Below are 16478 nucleotides of genomic sequence, written 5' to 3'. Positions count from 1 at the left end.
TCCTATTGGATGATACCGTCACATTCCAACTCAGGCTTATATTTCCTGCTTACTGGAACAAGCTCGCCGTTCTTGAGCCGCAGGAAAATCTTGCCGCCCTGCCGTTCAACACCGGACACGGCCGCGTCGACCACCCAATGCGAGCGATGCGTGCAATGGCCATTTACGGGCTCCATTTCGGCAATTGCGTCAGTAAACCGGGACCGAATAGTAAATGTGCCCTCGGACGTTACGACGTCAACCGAGTGATCCCTAACCGCCAGCCGAAACACCTGACCTTGGAAAGAATGTGGCAACCTGTTCAGCAGCCGTGGTTTCTGAGGTTCTGGGGCCTGATCCGGGCTGGTTTCCAAAGGTTTGCTTCGCACCAAAACAAGGCCGGTTGCGAACAAACCGCCATAAGACGCAACCGAAAGAATTCCCGGCGCCTGTTCCCCTTGGGCAGCAAGCAGAAGCCAGGCGAACAACCAGACTGACGGCACGAACAGGGCGAAGACCAAGGCGACTTGGGCAACATCACGCCCTCGGAACTCGACAAATGAAAGGTATTCGAAAAACAGCTTTCTAACGAACCACGTCAACGCCAACGCAAGGGCCATAGCACCACACCAAAACAGGAGGCGCGGCAAGAAAGACAGGGATATGCCCGGAAACGGTTGAAACGCGATCGCCAACAAGGGCAGGAACACCAAACCTGCCACGCCCCGTTGCAAGGTAAATTCGGCCAGAATTGAGCGAAGCGTCGTCTTCATGCTTGTTCGAACAAAACCTACAGTCACATTTCACAACACACCAAGCCACAACAAGATCAGATCGTAACTGGCTGGGAAAAATGAAATATCACCGATCGAAGAACATTCAAACCCCGAGGGAACAAACTTAATTTATCCTAATGAAACATTTAAGCCGATGAGCGTCATGCTCACCGGCCTAAATGTATAGCTTATAAACTACCGAGGCCCGACCGTCAGGCCGTCAGGCCTTCGGGTTCCGACAAACCATTGGCACGGCAGCAGGCCGTCACCGTGTTGGCCAGCAGGCAGGCAATCGTCATTGGGCCGACACCGCCTGGAACCGGAGTGATCGCACCCGCGCGTTCCGCGGCGCTGGCATAATCCACGTCACCCACCAGCTTGTTCTTGCCGTCACGTTCGATCCGGTTGATGCCCACGTCGATGACGGTTGCGCCTTCCTTGATCCAATCGCCCGGCACCATCTCGGGGCGTCCCACGGCGGCCACAACGATATCGGCGCGGCGGACAACGTCCGGAAGGTCCTTGGTGCGCGAATGCGCAATGGTCACGGTGCAGCTATCTCCCAGCAACAGTTGCGCCATCGGTTTGCCCACGATGTTCGAACGGCCAATCACCACAGCGTCCATTCCGGTCAATGAACCATGATGGTCGCGCAGCATCATCAGGCATCCCAGCGGGGTACAAGGCACCATCGACTTCTGGCCTGTGCCCAACAGACCCACATTCGAAATGTGAAACCCATCGACGTCTTTGGCCGGGTCGATCGAGTTGATCACCAAGTCTTCGTTCAGATGTTTGGGAAGCGGCAACTGCACCAGAATGCCATGCACCGCCGGGTCGGTGTTCAGCTTGTCGATCAGCGCCAGCAGGTCGTCTTCCGAGGTTTCGGCGTCCAGCTTATGCTCGTACGAGTTCATGCCGACCTCGACCGTCTGCTTGCCTTTCGAACGGACATAAACCTGGCTGGCGGGATCTTCACCCACAAGAACCACCGCCAGACCGGGCGTGATTCCGTTTTCCTCTTTCAACTTAGTGACCTGATCAGCCACCTGCGCGCGAACCTTTGCTGCGAACACTTTACCGTCAATAACCTGGGCTACCATCCTGTCATCCCTTCCTTGAAAACGGAGCGGGCGCTTGAAACGCCCGGTCAGTCAGAGCCGAGAACACGTTCCTCGCGTGCAATCGACCACTCTATCAGTATGCGCCACATCTGCTCGGCCAGGTCCGGGTCCATGCCCAGATCGTCCGAACTTGCGCGCACGCGCTGCACCACTTCTTCGACGCGGTCCGGAATGCGGGCGGGCAGCCCCTCGGCCGGTTTCAACTGCGAGGCACGGTCGATATATCCCGCGCGTGCCACCAACTTCTCGATCAGTTGACGGTCCAGCTTGTCGATCTGAGCCCGCAATTCCTGCATTGAATTGCAGTCCTGCGGTGGTGTCAGAGTGGGCATGTTCGTCTCCTCATGGCCCGGGGATGTCCCCGGACCACGAGATGTCTCATTTGGGGGCTTAGAACAAGCCCTCGATCTCACCTGCGTCGTTTAGGCAGATGGTTTCCGCAGCCGGTTTGCGGGGCAGACCGGGCATGGTCATGATCTCGCCGCAGACAACCACGATGAAGCCGGCACCTGCGGACAGGCGAACCTCACGCACCGGGACCGAGTGACCGTTGGGCGCGCCGCGCAGGGTCGGATCGGTCGAGAAGGAATATTGCGTTTTCGCCATGCAGACCGGCAAATTGCCATAACCCGCCTCTTCCCAATCGCGAAGCTGGTTGCGGATCTTGTTGTCGGCCAGAACCTCGTCCGCGCGGTAAATGCGCTTGGCGATGGTTTCGATCTTTTCGAACAAAGGCATTTCATCGGGATAGATCGGCGCGAAGTTCGCGGAACCGCCTTCGACGATCTCGACAACTTTTTCAGCCAGCGGGGCAGAGCCTTCCGAACCCAGTTCCCAGTGACGTGACAGGATCGCTTCGACACCGTGTTCACCGCAATAGTCTTTGACGGCCTGCACTTCAGCATCGGTGTCGGTGACAAAGTGGTTGATGGCAACCACAACAGGCACACCGAACGACTTCACATTCTCGATGTGACGACCCAGGTTGGCACAGCCCGCCTGAACCGCGTCGACGTTTTCGGCACCCAGATCGGCCTTGGCCACGCCGCCGTTCATCTTCATCGCACGCACGGTGGCGACCAGCACCACAGCCGACGGAGCGATGCCCGCCTTGCGGCACTTGATGTTCATGAACTTTTCGGCACCCAGATCGGCCCCAAAACCCGCTTCGGTCACGACATAGTCGGCCACTTTCAGCGCGGTCTTGGTTGCGATGACCGAGTTACAGCCGTGTGCAATATTCGCAAACGGACCACCGTGTACAAAGGCCGGGTTGTTTTCCAGCGTTTGCACCAGATTCGGCTGCATCGCGTCCTTCAGCAGAACGGTCATTGCGCCCTCGGCCTTGATATCGCGGCAATAGACCGGAGTCCTGTCGCGGCGATAGGCCACGATGATATCACCCAGTCGCTGTTCCAGATCTTTCAGGTCGTTGGCCAGGCACAGGATCGCCATGACTTCGGACGCAACAGTGATGTCAAAGCCTGCCTCACGCGGAAAGCCGTTCGACACACCGCCCAGCGAAGCAGTGATCTGACGCAGCGCACGGTCGTTCATGTCGACCACACGACGCCATGCAACGCGACGGATGTCGATGTCGCACTCGTTGCCCCAATAGATGTGGTTATCAATCATCGCCGACAGTAGAGAGTGGGCCGAGGTGATGGCGTGGAAATCGCCTGTGAAGTGCAGGTTCATTTCCTCCATCGGAACAACCTGCGCGTAACCGCCACCTGCAGCGCCGCCCTTCATGCCAAAGTTGGGGCCAAGCGAAGCTTCGCGGATACAGATCATCGCGTTCTTGCCAATGCGGTTCAGGCCGTCGCCCAGACCAACGGTTGTGGTGGTCTTGCCTTCACCCGCAGGGGTCGGGTTGATCGCGGTAACAAGGATCAGCTTGCCGTCTTCCCGGTCCTGAACCGAGTTGATGAAGTCTTGGCTGACTTTCGCCTTGTCGTGGCCATAGGGCAGCAGATCGGCGGACTCGATGCCGATCTTGGCGCCGATTTCCTGAATCGGCTTCTTGTTCGCTTCGCGGGCGATTTCGATGTCGGATTTGTAGCTCATTGGGCAGGGTCCCTGATTGAATGCCGTGCAAAACCAACGCAGGGCGTCGGCGCTGATCAACCCATACAGTTGTGAACCCCGGCAATGAATGTGGATTCCGACATAATCAAGCCCCGAAACGGCGTAGCGTCACTTACAGGATGGCGTCACGTAACTTTGATCGTTTCCCATCGGAAAACCTGTGACTTAAGGTGCCCAGGCGCGCTGATCGGGAACGAACAGCTTCATACGATCGCCCAGCTTCAACACACCGGGCCGCTCGACCCATGCGGTCACACCCCGCCTCCCCTTCGCTGCGGGCTTGAACGCCGCACCGTGACCGGGCAGATCGGACTCGACCTCGCGACCAGGAATCACGCAGGGGCGGTTTTCCATATCTACCGTGATCGTGACGCCATCGGGCCCCTGAAGCCGCGAGGATGGCGGTACATGCGTAAAGTCCGGTATTCCACGCAACAGGATGCTGACCCCCAGATAAGAGGGGTACAGCGCGTCCAGCCCCATCTCAGCCGCCGTCGCCTGCATCTCATCTTCGGACAACACGGACAATTGCCGCACATTGCGGATCTCAGTGCCCTGTGGGTAGAGATTCTTCATCCGCACGCAAGAGGAACGGTTCACCCCCTCATGCCGCTCGCCCGCTGCACCTGCAAAACCCAAAGACATCTCAGGGACGGCAGATGCTCGGATCGACTGCCCCGCCTGAACGTGACCCAGCCAAACGATTTCACCCGTGAATTCTGTTTCTCGCAGGACCGGCATGTTCTGCCCCCTATAACCGCCACAATCTTCGGGCAACTAGACGGCAGGTTTGCCGGAAAGAAAAGAAAAACCCGAGCCTTGGCTCGGGTTTTAGCGTTAAGTGGTCGGTTCCGGCTCCATGCCACCATCGGGCGGAGATTTCTTAACCTTGGTTTTCGGGATCGCCGTGACGCTTGGCGCACCGCCCTCATCCGGGCTGCCGCCTTCGTCGTCACCTTCGCTGGGCGATTCACCGTTCATAACGCGCTTGATCTCGTCGCCGGTCAGCGTCTCATATTCCAGCAGACCTTGCGCCAGACGTTCCCACGCCTCGTTCTTGTCGGTGAGGATCTTGTGCGCACGCTCATATCCTTGCTGGATCAGGCGTTTCACCTCTTCTTCGATCAGCTCTTTTGTATGGGCCGAGACCGAGAAACCAGCGGTGTTGCCCTGATAGCCCTCATGCGCTTCAGCATAGTCAATATTGCCAACCTTGTCCGACATGCCCCAGCGCATAACCATGGCGCGCGCAAGCTGGCTGGCTTGCATGATGTCACCGGCGGGGCCGTTCGACACATGGTCTTCACCGTATTTGATGACTTCGGCAGCCTTACCTGCCATGGTCATGGCCAGCTTTTGCTCACATTCGTCCCGGTGATAGTTCAGGCGATCCATTTCAGGCAAAGACACAACCATACCCAGCGCACCGCCGCGCGGAATAATCGTTGCTTTATAGACTGGGTCGCACAGCGGCAGCTCCAGACCAACTACGGCGTGGCCGGCCTCGTGATAGGCGGTCTTTTCCTTTTGATCCTGGGTCAGCACCATCGAGCGGCGCTCGGCCCCCATCATCACCTTGTCCTTGGCGTTCTCAAAGTCTTCCATGGTGACAAAGCGACGGCCTACACGCGCCGCCATCAGCGCGGCCTCGTTCACTAGGTTCGCCAAGTCCGCACCCGAGAAGCCCGGAGTACCGCGCGCGATGATGCGCAGGTCAACGTCAGGGCCCAGAGGCGTCTTGCGCGCATGCACACCCAAGATCTTCTCACGGCCTTTGATGTCGGGGTTGCCGACCGTCACGTTACGGTCAAACCGGCCCGGACGCAGCAGCGCAGGGTCCAGAACGTCCTTACGGTTGGTCGCGGCCAGAATGATCACGCCTTCGTTGGCTTCGAACCCGTCCATCTCAACCAGCAACTGGTTGAGCGTTTGTTCGCGTTCGTCGTTGCCGCCGCCATAGCCGGCACCACGATGGCGACCCACGGCGTCGATCTCGTCAATGAACACGATGCACGGTGCGTTTTTCTTGGCCTGTTCGAACATGTCGCGTACACGAGACGCACCCACACCCACAAACATCTCGACGAAGTCTGAGCCTGAGATGGTGAAGAAGGGCACGCCAGCCTCACCGGCAATCGCGCGGGCCAGCAGCGTCTTACCAGTGCCCGGAGGGCCAACCAGCAGCGCGCCTTTGGGGATTTTACCACCCAGACGGCTGAATTTCTGCGGGTTGCGCAGGAATTCGACGATCTCTTCCAGCTCTTCCTTGGCCTCGTCAATGCCGGCCACGTCGTCAAAGGTCACACGCCCATGCTTTTCGGTCAGCATCTTGGCCTTGGACTTGCCAAAGCCCATCGCGCCACCTTTGCCGCCGCCTTGCATCCGGTTCATGAAATAGACCCAGACACCGATCAGAAGCAGGAATGGCAAAAGCGTGATCAGGAAGGACTGGAACCCGGATTGCTGCTGCTTTTCAGCGCGCACCGGAATATTTTCGTCGATCAACAGCTTGGTGACTTCGGCGTCACCCGGTTTGATCGTCACATAATTTGCGCCGCTTTGCGTGGTATAGCGAATCTGTTCACCATCCAGCGTCACATTCTTGACCTCGCCGCCTTCAACAGCGGTCACGAAATCGGAATAAGTTCTTTCATTGCTCTGAAGCGTTCCGCCTGGTCCGCTGAACAAATTGAACAGTGCAAGGATCAGCAGAAACAGAACGACCCAGAAGGCGATGTTACGAGCGTTGCCCAAGGAAAATCTCCCAAAAGATTTCGGCAGGTGGGGGTCTGCCGGGTTGCTCTATAAAATAGAGATGATTCAAGCAGGTTCAATGCGATAAAAACGAAGAATGAAAGTCGGACCTTTCCGCCGTCAATTCTGCCTGCCAACCGTTCGTAAAACCTGCCAAAGGCGCGGACAAAAGGGTTTCGCCGTCCCATACTGCGGGTGATGATACCAGCACCTCGCGGGGTTTTCCAAGAGCCCTCCACTCTGACACTGAACGTAGCCCTGCGTCGCCCAATGGCGCAATCGTTGCATTGGGCGCAGAAGGGCCGGTCAAAACCCAACGGTCATCCCAGTCTTGTCCAATTTCGCAGCGCATTTCCTTCACGGCGTTTAGCTCTCTGCAAATCCACGTTTTATTGCCCTTTGGGATCAGAATGCAGCCCCCAATCGTGCCCGGTTTTGCAAGCTCAATCGCCTCGATTGCTTGTTCGGTGGCTGTGTGTCGTGGGGGATAGCCGGGTCCGGCAATCCACGCCAAACTGCCCAGCACCAACCGGCGCTGAACCTCAGCAGGCAAAGCCGCGAATCCGGCTTGGTCGCAGCACACAGCCCCCGTATCCGCAACAAGAACCTGCCGTGCCGAGTCTTGCGTATATAGCGCCAAAGCTTCATCCGCCCGCGCCAGATTTTGCGCAACACGTGTCAGAGACTGGGCCGAAATTCCCAAGCCCCCAAGCGATTTCAGCGCGTCCCGCGCCTTGATCCGGTCGAATCTCATGTCGTGATTCGATGGGTCTTCTATCCAGTCCACACCGATTTCCGTCAGATAGTCGCGCAACTGAAGGCCCGTAACGCCCAGCATCGGACGCAGGAAAGTCGCGCCGTTCCGCTTGATTGAATCAGCCATTCCAGACAAGCCCGTCACACCCGCGGCCCGCCCCAGACGCATCAGAATGGTTTCGGCTTGATCATCTGCAGTATGGCCCAGCGCAATCGCGCCCAAGTCGTTTCTGCGGGCCCAGTCCGCCAGCAACCCGTAACGCTCCTGTCGCGCGCGGTCCTGAAGGTTTCCCCGGCCATCCCAGTTGTTCCAGATCAGAGTTTCGTGCGGCACGCCAAGCGATTTTGCCTGCTGTGCCACCCAGTCCGCCTCTGTTGAGGACTCGGGGCGAAGTCCATGGTCAACCGTCGCAACAAACAACGCCACCTGCTTTTGCCCGGCGATATCCTTCAATAGATGCAGCAACGCGACCGAGTCGCCACCGCCCGATACCGCAATGCCCAAACGGGCTGGAAAATCTGCTCCCAGCCGCGCCCTGATCTCAGATAGCAAAATGTCTGAAATTTCGGTCAAGAACAGCCCAGCGAAGCCATTTCCTGCGTCGCAGCCGAGGCCGCAGCCGAACCCGGAAAACGCACGCCAACCTCGCTAAGAGTTATGCAGGCCTGATCAATCTGCTCCAACCGCCCCAGGGCCGCCCCCAGTTCGAACAGGGCTTCGGGCGCAAACGTGCCTTCGGAATCGCCCGTAAAGCTGGCCAGAAACGCGCGCGCAGCCTCGCGGGTGTCACCCAGCCCCTGCAACGCATGTCCACGCTTCAGGTGGGCCTCTGGTGCGAGGGGGCTTCCGGGGTAGGACGTTTCAAACAGCGCAAATTGATCGGCCGCCGCCTGAAAATTACCGTCGGCCAGAGATTGTGCAGCGGCGTCAAAATCAGCGCGTTCACCAATGGCAAGTTCGCCTTGTTCGGCGATCAGCGGTGTCTCTGTTGTCACGGTCGGAGCCGCTGCGGTGATCTCGGTGTCCCCGCCAAGGGTCGATGTTTCGCCCAGCGTACTCAGATCGCCGCCTTCAAGTTCAACCAGACGAAACTCAAGATCACCAATCCGGTTGGTACCGTCGGTGACGACATTCTGGACCCGTTGATTCAATTGCTCGGTCTGCCGCGTCAGGCGTTGCAATTCAGCCTCGATCGCGTCGACGCGTTCCAGAATTGAACTGCCAGACAGGTTTGGCGCGGGGGAGCCCGTTGTGGAAAACTCGCGCTTGAGGCGCTGAATTTCCACGTGCAGCACCGTTAGCTCTTGCCGGATATCGGCCAAAGTCTGCTGATCCTGCGCTTGTGCCACTCCGGCGGTCGCTACCACCGCGGCCAGAACCCATCCTGCAATTCTCATCGTCTTACCCCAAGGTTGAACCGGTCAGCACCGTCACCGCGCGGCGGTTCTTGGAATAGCAATCCTCGGTGCTGCAAATCTCGATCGGGCGTTCCTTGCCGAAGCTCACCGTCGTTAGGCGATTACCCGCAACACCCCGCGAAATCAGATACTCGCGGGCCGCGTTTGCGCGGCGCGCTCCAAGGGCAAGGTTGTATTCACGCGTGCCCTGTTCGTCCGCATGTCCTTCGATGGTTGCGACAAAATCGGGATTTGCCAAAAGCCAGTCCGCCTGCCCTTGCAGGACTGTTTGTGCCTGCGGTGTCAGCGTAGACTGGTCAACCGAGAACAGCACGCGGTCGCCCACGGTTTGCTGGAAATACGCCGGGGATCGCGGATCGCTTGGCGAACCGGGCGCGATGGCCCCGTTCGCGCCGCTGCCAAATCCACCGCCCAGTGCGGAAGGATCGTTGCTGGTACAGGCGGCCATCACACTCAGCGCGCCCAAAGCCAAAACTTTGCTCAATACGTTCATTTCAGGTGCCTCGTCATATTATCTGTTTATTGCCGTCTCTGTATCACAGTGCAGGTTTTTTGTGAACTTTTCCAACCCCCTGCCCTGATCAATTCTGCAATGGCCCCCATGACGGGTCACTTCCGCCATCTGGGGTCCGTACCGGGCGCAGATTCCGTCCCGAAATATCCACCGAGTACAGCGTCGCCCGACCACTTGCGCCCTGCGTTTCGCGGGTAAACATGATGACCCGACCGTTGGGCGACCATGTCGGCCCCTCGTCAAGGAAGGACGAGGTCAGCAGGCGTTCTTCGCTGCCGTCCGTGCGCATCACACCGATATGAAAACGGCCCTTGTTCTGCTTAGTGAAAGCAACCAGATCCCCACGCGGCGACCAGACAGGTGTGCCATAGCGCCCCTGACCAAAGCTGATCCGCGTCGCTTCGCCACCATTGGCGGGCATGATATAAAGCTGCGGCGTACCTGAGCGGTCGCTTTCGAACACGATCTGCGACCCATCGGGCGAATAGCTGGGTGCGGTTTCGATGGCAGGTGTGTTCGTCAGTCGGACACTTTGCCCTGACGCCAGATCCATCTTCCACAGGTCCGTGTTGCCACCCTGAATCAGCGAATACACGATCGAGCGTCCATCGGGCGAGAAACGGGGCGAAAAGCTCATGGTGCCGCCCGGTGTATTCAGCTCGGTCCTGCGAACGCGGTCCACGTCCAGCACATAGATGCGTGGCTGGCCAGTTTCATAGCTGGTATAAAGCAGCCGGTCGCCCGTGGGCGAAAAACGCGGGGCAAGCACGATGGCTGCGCTGTCGGTCAAGTACTGCACATTCGCGCCATCATAGTCCATGATCGCCAGCCGTTTCAGTCGCTGGTCCTTGGGCCCGCTCTCGGACACAAAGGCGACACGGCTATCAAAATAGGCGCCCTCACCAGTCACCCTGCTGTAAACCTGATCCGCCACCTTGTGCGCCATTCGCCGCCAGCCGTCGGTGGTGCCTGCAAACTGTAGGCCATTACCCAGTTCCTGACCCGAAAATACATCCCACACCCGAAACCGAACTGTCAGGCGATTGCCCGACACATTCACAGCGCCGGTTACCAGCGCCTCGGCGTTGATGGCCTTCCAGTCGGCAAACTGAACCGGGGCATCAAAACTGCTGACCCGGCTGATGAACGCATCCGATGAAATCTCACGGAACAGACCGGTTCCCGTCAAATCAGCAGCAACAACCCGCGAGATGTCCTGCGCGAATTGGGCCGCAGCCGCGTTGTCGGGGACAAAACTGGGCACGGCAAAGGGCAAAGGCTCGATGATCCCCTGATCCAGTTCCAGACGCAGCGGTCCGTTCTGGGCATATGCAGGCGCCGTCAGTATCGTCAGGCCCAGCAACAAGCTGGTCAGAAATCTCATCATTTGATCCGCATCCTCTCGGGATTGAATGTAATCTCAATATCCTGCCATTGCGCGTATTTGTCAGCAGGCAGGTCGTATCCTTTTGCCCCACAGCGCAGAATTGCGCGTCTGGCGGCCTCATATGCCTGGCTCGCAGACCCGGCAGACCCGCCGGAACTGTCGATCATGCGTAAACTGCCGCCCACCACCTTACCATCCGGCGTCAGTGAAAACGCCACGACAACAACAGTCTGCAGCGCATCTGTTGACAAAGAGCCAACATTCCAGCACCGCGAAACGGCCAATCGCATCGCGTCCTTCTCGCCACTGGTCAATGGGGGGCCAGAGGGTTCGTTGCCTTGACCCAATGCCTCGGCCAGAGCGTCCTGAATGGCGCTTTCGTCGGCTGCCGGTGGCTCTGGCTCTTCGGTTTCAGCGACTTCGGTCTGTGCTGGCGGTGTTGGCCTTCTTGGACGGACCTGAGGGCGCGGGGACGACCGGGGCGCGTATTCCTTGGCCTCTTCAGCCTCGGTCACGATCTCATCCGTGGCTTCCTCCGGGGCGGTTTGATCTTGCTGCTCTTGCTGGATTTCTGCGCCTTCGTCCAGTGACACAGCCGGTGTTTCGATATCATCCGGAGCTGCTTCGGGCGGCGGTGGGGCAACCGGCTCGGGCGCGACCTTGTCCGCGGGGCGCGGCTGCGCCTCGGGGCCGGGCGGGACCGGCAATGCCGCAATTTCAGTGTCAGGCGGAGGGTCCAGCGCAGGGGGCTGTTCCACTTCAAAAGGCTCAGGCAACGGCTCGACCGCCTCTGGCGCGGCGTCGGGTTCAGGCTCAACCGCCTCCGAAACTTCCGAAGTTGGCTGTTCCTCTTCCACAGGTTCCGGGGGGGCCGTGTTATCTTGCGGTTCTTCAGGCTGCTGTAAGGACGAGGGTGTCGGCACCTCTGGCGCTTCGCGTTGGGCGGTCATCGCCGCGAACTGCTCAGCCGAGATCACGGAAACATCCTGAACGGCCATAGGCAAAGGCTCGGACCGAAATGTGCCGCCGAACAAGGCCCATCCGATCAGAGATACGTGGGCGATCGCCGAGATCTTGGTGCCGGTATCCACCGCGCGGCCTCACTCTCCACCTTCGTCCAGTGTCGGGCCGCCGGTATCCGTCACCAGCCCGACATTGGAAAAACCGCCCGCATTTAGCGCGCCCATGACCTGCATCACTTGCGCGTAAGGGATTGCGCCATCTGCGCGCAAGAACACGCGGTCACTGCTCCGTTCTGCCGCGATCGCGCGCAGTTTGCCAATCAACTCTTCGCGCAAGACATCCGTGGTCTGGATTTGTACCCGCCCGTCAGCCGTCAGCGTCACTGTTAGCGGTTCTTCGTTGTCACCGGGCAAAGCGCTGGCCGCAGTTTTGGGCAGATCAACCGGAACGCCAACAGTCAACAAAGGGGCCGCCACCATGAAGATGATCAGCAACACCAGCATGACGTCGACAAAGGGCGTCACGTTGATCTCGGCCATCGGCTGGGCGCGGCCCCGACGCCGCCCGCGCCGACGCCCGTTCCCCCCCGAGGATTGCTGAACCGCAGCCCCCATGTCAGCTATCCAATTGGCGCGACAGGATGGTCGCGAATTCGTCAGCGAACGCCTCGTACCCGCCGACGATCCGGTCACTATCGGCGCTGAGTTTGTTATAGAAAATAACCGCCGGGATCGCGGCCAACAGACCCAGACCCGTGGCCAGCAACGCCTCGGCAATACCGGGGGCAACAACGGCAAGGTTGGTGTTCTGCTGCTCGGCAATCTCGATAAAGGCGTTCATGATGCCCCAGACGGTGCCGAACAAACCGATAAACGGCGCGGTCGAGCCAACCGTCGCAAGGATCGGCAGCCCCTTTTGCAGCGTTTCAGCTTCTTTCGCGATCGCCACATCCATCGACCGGTCGATACGCGCAGTTGCCCCGGCAATTAGCCCTCCATCGGTGCGATGGGACCTGCGCCATTCGATCATGCCAGCCGCGAAAATCTTTTCCGAGCTTCCGTCCGGCTGCGTGCCAATCTGTTCGAACAGCTCATCCAGCGGATTGCCTGACCAGAAGGATTCATCAAAAACCTGCGCCTCGCGCCGTGCCGCCCGATAGTTGATGATTTTCTGGATAATGATGCCCCATGACCAGATAGATGCCCCGATCAACATCAGCATCACCAGTTTTACGACAAAGGTCGCGCGGGCATACAGCCCCCACATGGAGAAGTCGATCTCCTGCGCCAGCGCCAGCGTTTCAGCTTCCATGAACCTGCTCTTTGTTTTTGCCTGACGGCCGTTCTTTTGGCCTTGTTTTGCCAAACGCTAACGCAGTTGGTTATGAAAAGCCAACAGAACCACCCCTACCCCGCAAATTGTTACAACAATGCGCGAATCTCTGCCGGAAGCCGCACCGGCTTGCCCTGCGCATTCATGCAAACGGCGGTCACCGTGGCGCGAAAAACCTCGGTCTCATCCCGTTTTACGATCTGATCCATGGTCAGGCGCACGCCCGACACAGAAGCAACCGTGGTTTCGACGATCAGGTCGTCTTCAAACTTGGCTGGTGCCAGATAGTCCGCCTCGATCCTGCGGACGACCCAGACAATACCAGCATCGCGCATGGCGTTCTGGTCGTTGCCGAGTTTACGCACATAATCGGATCGCGCACGCTCGATGAACTTCAGGTAGTTTGCGTGATAAACGACACCGCCCATATCGGTGTCTTCGTAGAAAACCTGAACAGGATACACGTGTTTCATTGCGGCTGCTCCATCCTCGCAAACAATCGCAGAGCGTGAGATGGGTCCTGTGCGACGCCCGGCAGGACCGGATCGTAGGCCGCACGGATCAGCCCGGCAATACCCGGCCGCAGAATCGTCGCGCCACCCGCAATCGCCAGCGGCGACGCACTGCGAAAAGCGGCGTCAGACCACAGCAAGATCGTCTGCACCACCTGACTTAGCGCCAAAGTTTCTGCCGGAACCTTGGACAGTTCCTTGTCCATCCGGAGAAACACAAACGCCGCCCTGATCGACCCGTCCTCTTCAAACCTGAAGATACGGTACTGATTGGCATCTGCCGCAACCAGCCGCTCGACCAACGGGGCCAGATCGGGCACCAAACGGTCCAGATCCGGAACCTCGAGCAATTCCTTCCAATCACGGAAGAAGAAGACCATGCAGTTTGCACCCAACTCCGGGTCGGTTTCGGCCATGTTGTGACCGGCAAGCGTGACGACCGCTTCAAACGCACCTTTGACGGTCGCCAGCGTTTCGTCTTCCACGCCGAAAACAATGGGTACGATAGGGCGACCCCAGCGTGCAAACAGGAACTCGCCGCTTTCGCGGGTGAACAACGCTTGGATATCTTCGGGTGTCACGCGCAATCCTCGGTGGTCACAAAAGGGTCGTTCGAACCCTTAAAAGCTATGACGCCCAGCTTCAACCAAACAGATCGCTTTGCCCCTTGGGCGCCGCCATCCCAAGATGAGTCCACGCCTTCCGCGCCAGCATTCGACCACGTGGCGTGCGTTGGATCAAACCCTGTTGCAGCAGATAGGGCTCGATGACTTCCTCAAGCGAGTCGCGGCTTTCCGACAGCGCCGCGGACAGGGTTTCGATGCCAACGGGTCCACCTGCGTAATTCTCGGCAATCAGCGTCAGGTATCGCCGGTCCGCACCATCCAATCCAAGATTATCGACCCCCAGCCGGGTCAAAGCACCGTCCGCCAGGTCGCGCGTAATGTGACCGTCACCTTCGACAATGGCAAAGTCCACAACGCGCCGCAGCAACCGACCTGCAATACGCGGTGTTCCTCGTGACCTTCGGGCGATTTCCCGCGCGCCGTCGTCATCAGCAGGGGCGCCCAGTTTGCGAGCATTTCGGGTGACGATCTCGTGCAATTCATCCACTGTGTAGAACTGCAACCGCGTCGGAATACCAAACCTGTCACGCAGCGGTGTGGTCAGCAGGCCCATCCGTGTTGTCGCACCGACCAGGGTAAAGGGTTGAAGCTCGATCCGAACCGTGCGCGCCGCTGGGCCTTCGCCGATTACCAGATCCAGTTCGAAATCCTCCATCGCGGGGTACAGAACCTCTTCGACTGCCGGGTTCAGGCGGTGAATCTCGTCAATGAACAGCACATCGCGCGATTCCAGATTGGTCAGGATGGCCGCCAAATCACCAGCCTTGGCCAGCACGGGGCCAGAGGTCATGCGGAAATTCACCCCCAACTCGCGTGCCATGATCTGCGCAAGCGTCGTCTTCCCCAACCCCGGAGGGCCATGGAACAGCGTGTGGTCCATCGCCTCGCCCCGCTGCCGGGCCGACTGAATGAACACACGCAGGTTCGCGCGCGCCTCGGCCTGACCGATGAATTCATCCAACCCCTGCGGACGCAGGGCACGGTCGTTATCCTCGGGCAGAGGATCAGGGCGCAGGGTGGGATCGGCGTCTACCATTCACTCAGCCTTTCGGGGCCAGCAGTTTCAGCGCTGCACGGATCAGTTCCGCCTCGCCAGCTTCGGGCTGACTGGCTGCAGCTTCGGCCACAGCGGACGCAGCTTCGGACGGGCCGTACCCTAAGTTTGACAAAGCCGACAACGCACCGGCAGAGGCCGCGGCGTTACCCGATGCAGGTTTAACAACCCGTTTGGGCGCAGGTTCGACCGCCTCAACAATCTCAAGATCAGGGCCGTCCATCGCCTCCGTCACCGTACCGCCCATCGCCATCACACCGGGCGCTTTGTCCTTGAGGTCCAGAACGACGCGCTGCGCCGTCTTCGGGCCGACACCTTTGGCGGATTTGACTGCGCCCCAATCACCCAGCGCAATGGCCCGGCTGACGCCATCAGGCCCCAGCGCCGACAGGATAGCCAACGACACCTTGGCCCCGACCCCCTGAACCGAGCACAGCAGGCGATGCCATTCCTTCTCGACCAGCGACAGAAACCCGTAAAGCTGCATCAGGTCCTCGCGCACGACCATGTCAGTGTAGATCGACACCGCCTCGCCCACTCCGGGCAGCGCCGCCATTGTTCGATCCGAGCAATAGACGATATACCCCACCCCGCGCACGTCGATCAGAACGTGATCCGCCGCGCGGTAGTCCAAGCGCCCTGTCAGTTTGCCGATCATGCCCGAACCTCTTTCATCCGCGCCTGTGGCGCTGCGCCGTAATATGAGTGACAGATCGCAATAGCCAGTGCATCCGCCGCATCCGCGCCTTTGGGTTCGCACCCCGGCAGTTGAAGTTTGACCATATGCAGAACTTGCTCTTTCTCGGCGTGGCCAACGCCCACCACCGTTTTCTTCACCCTGTTGGGCGCATATTCACCCACTGCAAGCCCAGCCTGCGCAAGGGTCAGCAAAGCCACCCCGCGCGCCTGACCCAGCTTAAGCGTGCCCGCACCGTCCTTGTTCACAAAAGTCTGTTCGATTGCCGCCTGTTCGGGCCGGTATTCCGCGATGACCTCGACAATCTGATTGTGCAAAGACAGCAGCCGTTCGCCCAGATCATCGCCATCTGACTTGCACAAACCATTGGCGACGTGGCTCAGGCGGCTGCCACGCGATTCGATGACGCCCCATCCCAGGGTCCTGAGCCCCGGATCAATGCCCAATATCCGCATCTTTTTGCCTCGGCCTGCTCGGGTTTTTATGCTCTTTTCCTT

General features: G+C 59.0%; 18 protein-coding genes. All 18 read right to left on the bottom strand.

Translation table 11 applies throughout. The features are described 5' to 3' along the window. Window positions 1-2: 2 nt before the first annotated feature. The gene (locus GOX75_RS06840) at window positions 3-752 is read right to left on the bottom strand and encodes a LytTR family DNA-binding domain-containing protein (RefSeq protein ID WP_171121844.1); all 750 of its coding nucleotides are present in this window, start codon (window positions 750-752) and stop codon (window positions 3-5) included. A gap of 215 nt (window positions 753-967) precedes the next feature. Next, window positions 968-1858, bottom strand: coding sequence for a bifunctional methylenetetrahydrofolate dehydrogenase/methenyltetrahydrofolate cyclohydrolase FolD (gene folD / locus GOX75_RS06835; RefSeq protein ID WP_171121843.1), 891 nt, complete (start codon window positions 1856-1858; stop codon window positions 968-970). A 47-nt stretch (window positions 1859-1905) separates the two neighbouring features. Beyond that, the gene (locus GOX75_RS06830) at window positions 1906-2211 is read right to left on the bottom strand and encodes a chorismate mutase (protein ID WP_171121842.1); all 306 of its coding nucleotides are present in this window, start codon (window positions 2209-2211) and stop codon (window positions 1906-1908) included. A gap of 58 nt (window positions 2212-2269) precedes the next feature. After that, window positions 2270-3946: a formate--tetrahydrofolate ligase gene (locus tag GOX75_RS06825; RefSeq protein ID WP_171121841.1), complete on the bottom strand. Its 1677-nt coding sequence runs from the start codon at window positions 3944-3946 to the stop codon at window positions 2270-2272. Between the two features lie 186 nt (window positions 3947-4132). Beyond that, complete coding sequence (locus GOX75_RS06820; protein WP_171121840.1) at window positions 4133-4708, bottom strand: MOSC domain-containing protein; 576 nt, start codon at window positions 4706-4708, stop codon at window positions 4133-4135. Window positions 4709-4804: 96 nt separating this feature from the next. Then, window positions 4805-6721, bottom strand: a complete 1917-nt coding sequence (gene ftsH / locus GOX75_RS06815) for an ATP-dependent zinc metalloprotease FtsH (RefSeq protein ID WP_171121839.1) — start codon at window positions 6719-6721, stop codon at window positions 4805-4807. A gap of 76 nt (window positions 6722-6797) precedes the next feature. After that, complete coding sequence (gene tilS / locus GOX75_RS06810; RefSeq protein WP_171121838.1) at window positions 6798-8051, bottom strand: tRNA lysidine(34) synthetase TilS; 1254 nt, start codon at window positions 8049-8051, stop codon at window positions 6798-6800. Continuing rightward, window positions 8048-8875, bottom strand: coding sequence for a tol-pal system protein YbgF (ybgF, locus tag GOX75_RS06805; protein ID WP_171121837.1), 828 nt, complete (start codon window positions 8873-8875; stop codon window positions 8048-8050). Before ybgF ends, tilS begins: the two co-directional genes overlap by 4 nt. Before the next feature lie 4 nt (window positions 8876-8879). Further along, window positions 8880-9389, bottom strand: a complete 510-nt coding sequence (gene pal, locus GOX75_RS06800) for a peptidoglycan-associated lipoprotein Pal (protein ID WP_171121836.1) — start codon at window positions 9387-9389, stop codon at window positions 8880-8882. A gap of 88 nt (window positions 9390-9477) precedes the next feature. Then, the gene (gene tolB, locus GOX75_RS06795) at window positions 9478-10797 is read right to left on the bottom strand and encodes a Tol-Pal system beta propeller repeat protein TolB (protein WP_171121835.1); all 1320 of its coding nucleotides are present in this window, start codon (window positions 10795-10797) and stop codon (window positions 9478-9480) included. Continuing rightward, window positions 10794-11888: an energy transducer TonB gene (locus GOX75_RS06790; protein ID WP_171121834.1), complete on the bottom strand. Its 1095-nt coding sequence runs from the start codon at window positions 11886-11888 to the stop codon at window positions 10794-10796. The genes tolB and GOX75_RS06790 overlap by 4 nt, the downstream gene beginning before the upstream one ends. Window positions 11889-11897: 9 nt before the next feature. Further along, window positions 11898-12374 (bottom strand): protein TolR, encoded by a 477-nt coding sequence (gene tolR / locus GOX75_RS06785; protein ID WP_152457226.1) that lies wholly within the window; start codon window positions 12372-12374, stop codon window positions 11898-11900. Window position 12375: 1 nt separating this feature from the next. Continuing rightward, on the bottom strand, window positions 12376-13071 hold the full coding sequence (tolQ, locus tag GOX75_RS06780; protein WP_171121833.1) for a protein TolQ: 696 nt from the start codon (window positions 13069-13071) through the stop codon (window positions 12376-12378). A gap of 110 nt (window positions 13072-13181) precedes the next feature. Further along, on the bottom strand, window positions 13182-13565 hold the full coding sequence (gene ybgC / locus GOX75_RS06775; protein WP_171121832.1) for a tol-pal system-associated acyl-CoA thioesterase: 384 nt from the start codon (window positions 13563-13565) through the stop codon (window positions 13182-13184). Continuing rightward, on the bottom strand, window positions 13562-14185 hold the full coding sequence (locus GOX75_RS06770; RefSeq protein ID WP_171121831.1) for a hypothetical protein: 624 nt from the start codon (window positions 14183-14185) through the stop codon (window positions 13562-13564). The genes ybgC and GOX75_RS06770 overlap by 4 nt, the downstream gene beginning before the upstream one ends. 61 nt (window positions 14186-14246) lie before the next feature. After that, entirely contained in the window at window positions 14247-15266 is a 1020-nt protein-coding gene (gene ruvB / locus GOX75_RS06765; RefSeq protein ID WP_171121830.1) for a Holliday junction branch migration DNA helicase RuvB, read from the bottom strand. A 4-nt stretch (window positions 15267-15270) separates the two neighbouring features. Continuing rightward, window positions 15271-15942, bottom strand: coding sequence for a Holliday junction branch migration protein RuvA (ruvA, locus tag GOX75_RS06760; RefSeq protein ID WP_171121829.1), 672 nt, complete (start codon window positions 15940-15942; stop codon window positions 15271-15273). Continuing rightward, complete coding sequence (gene ruvC / locus GOX75_RS06755; RefSeq protein WP_171121828.1) at window positions 15939-16436, bottom strand: crossover junction endodeoxyribonuclease RuvC; 498 nt, start codon at window positions 16434-16436, stop codon at window positions 15939-15941. Before ruvC ends, ruvA begins: the two co-directional genes overlap by 4 nt. Window positions 16437-16478 lie beyond the last annotated feature (42 nt).

This window comes from Ruegeria sp. HKCCD7251, from assembly GCF_013031165.1.
Lineage (GTDB): Bacteria > Pseudomonadota > Alphaproteobacteria > Rhodobacterales > Rhodobacteraceae > Ruegeria.
This window is presented reverse-complemented; position numbering and strand designations above follow the sequence as displayed.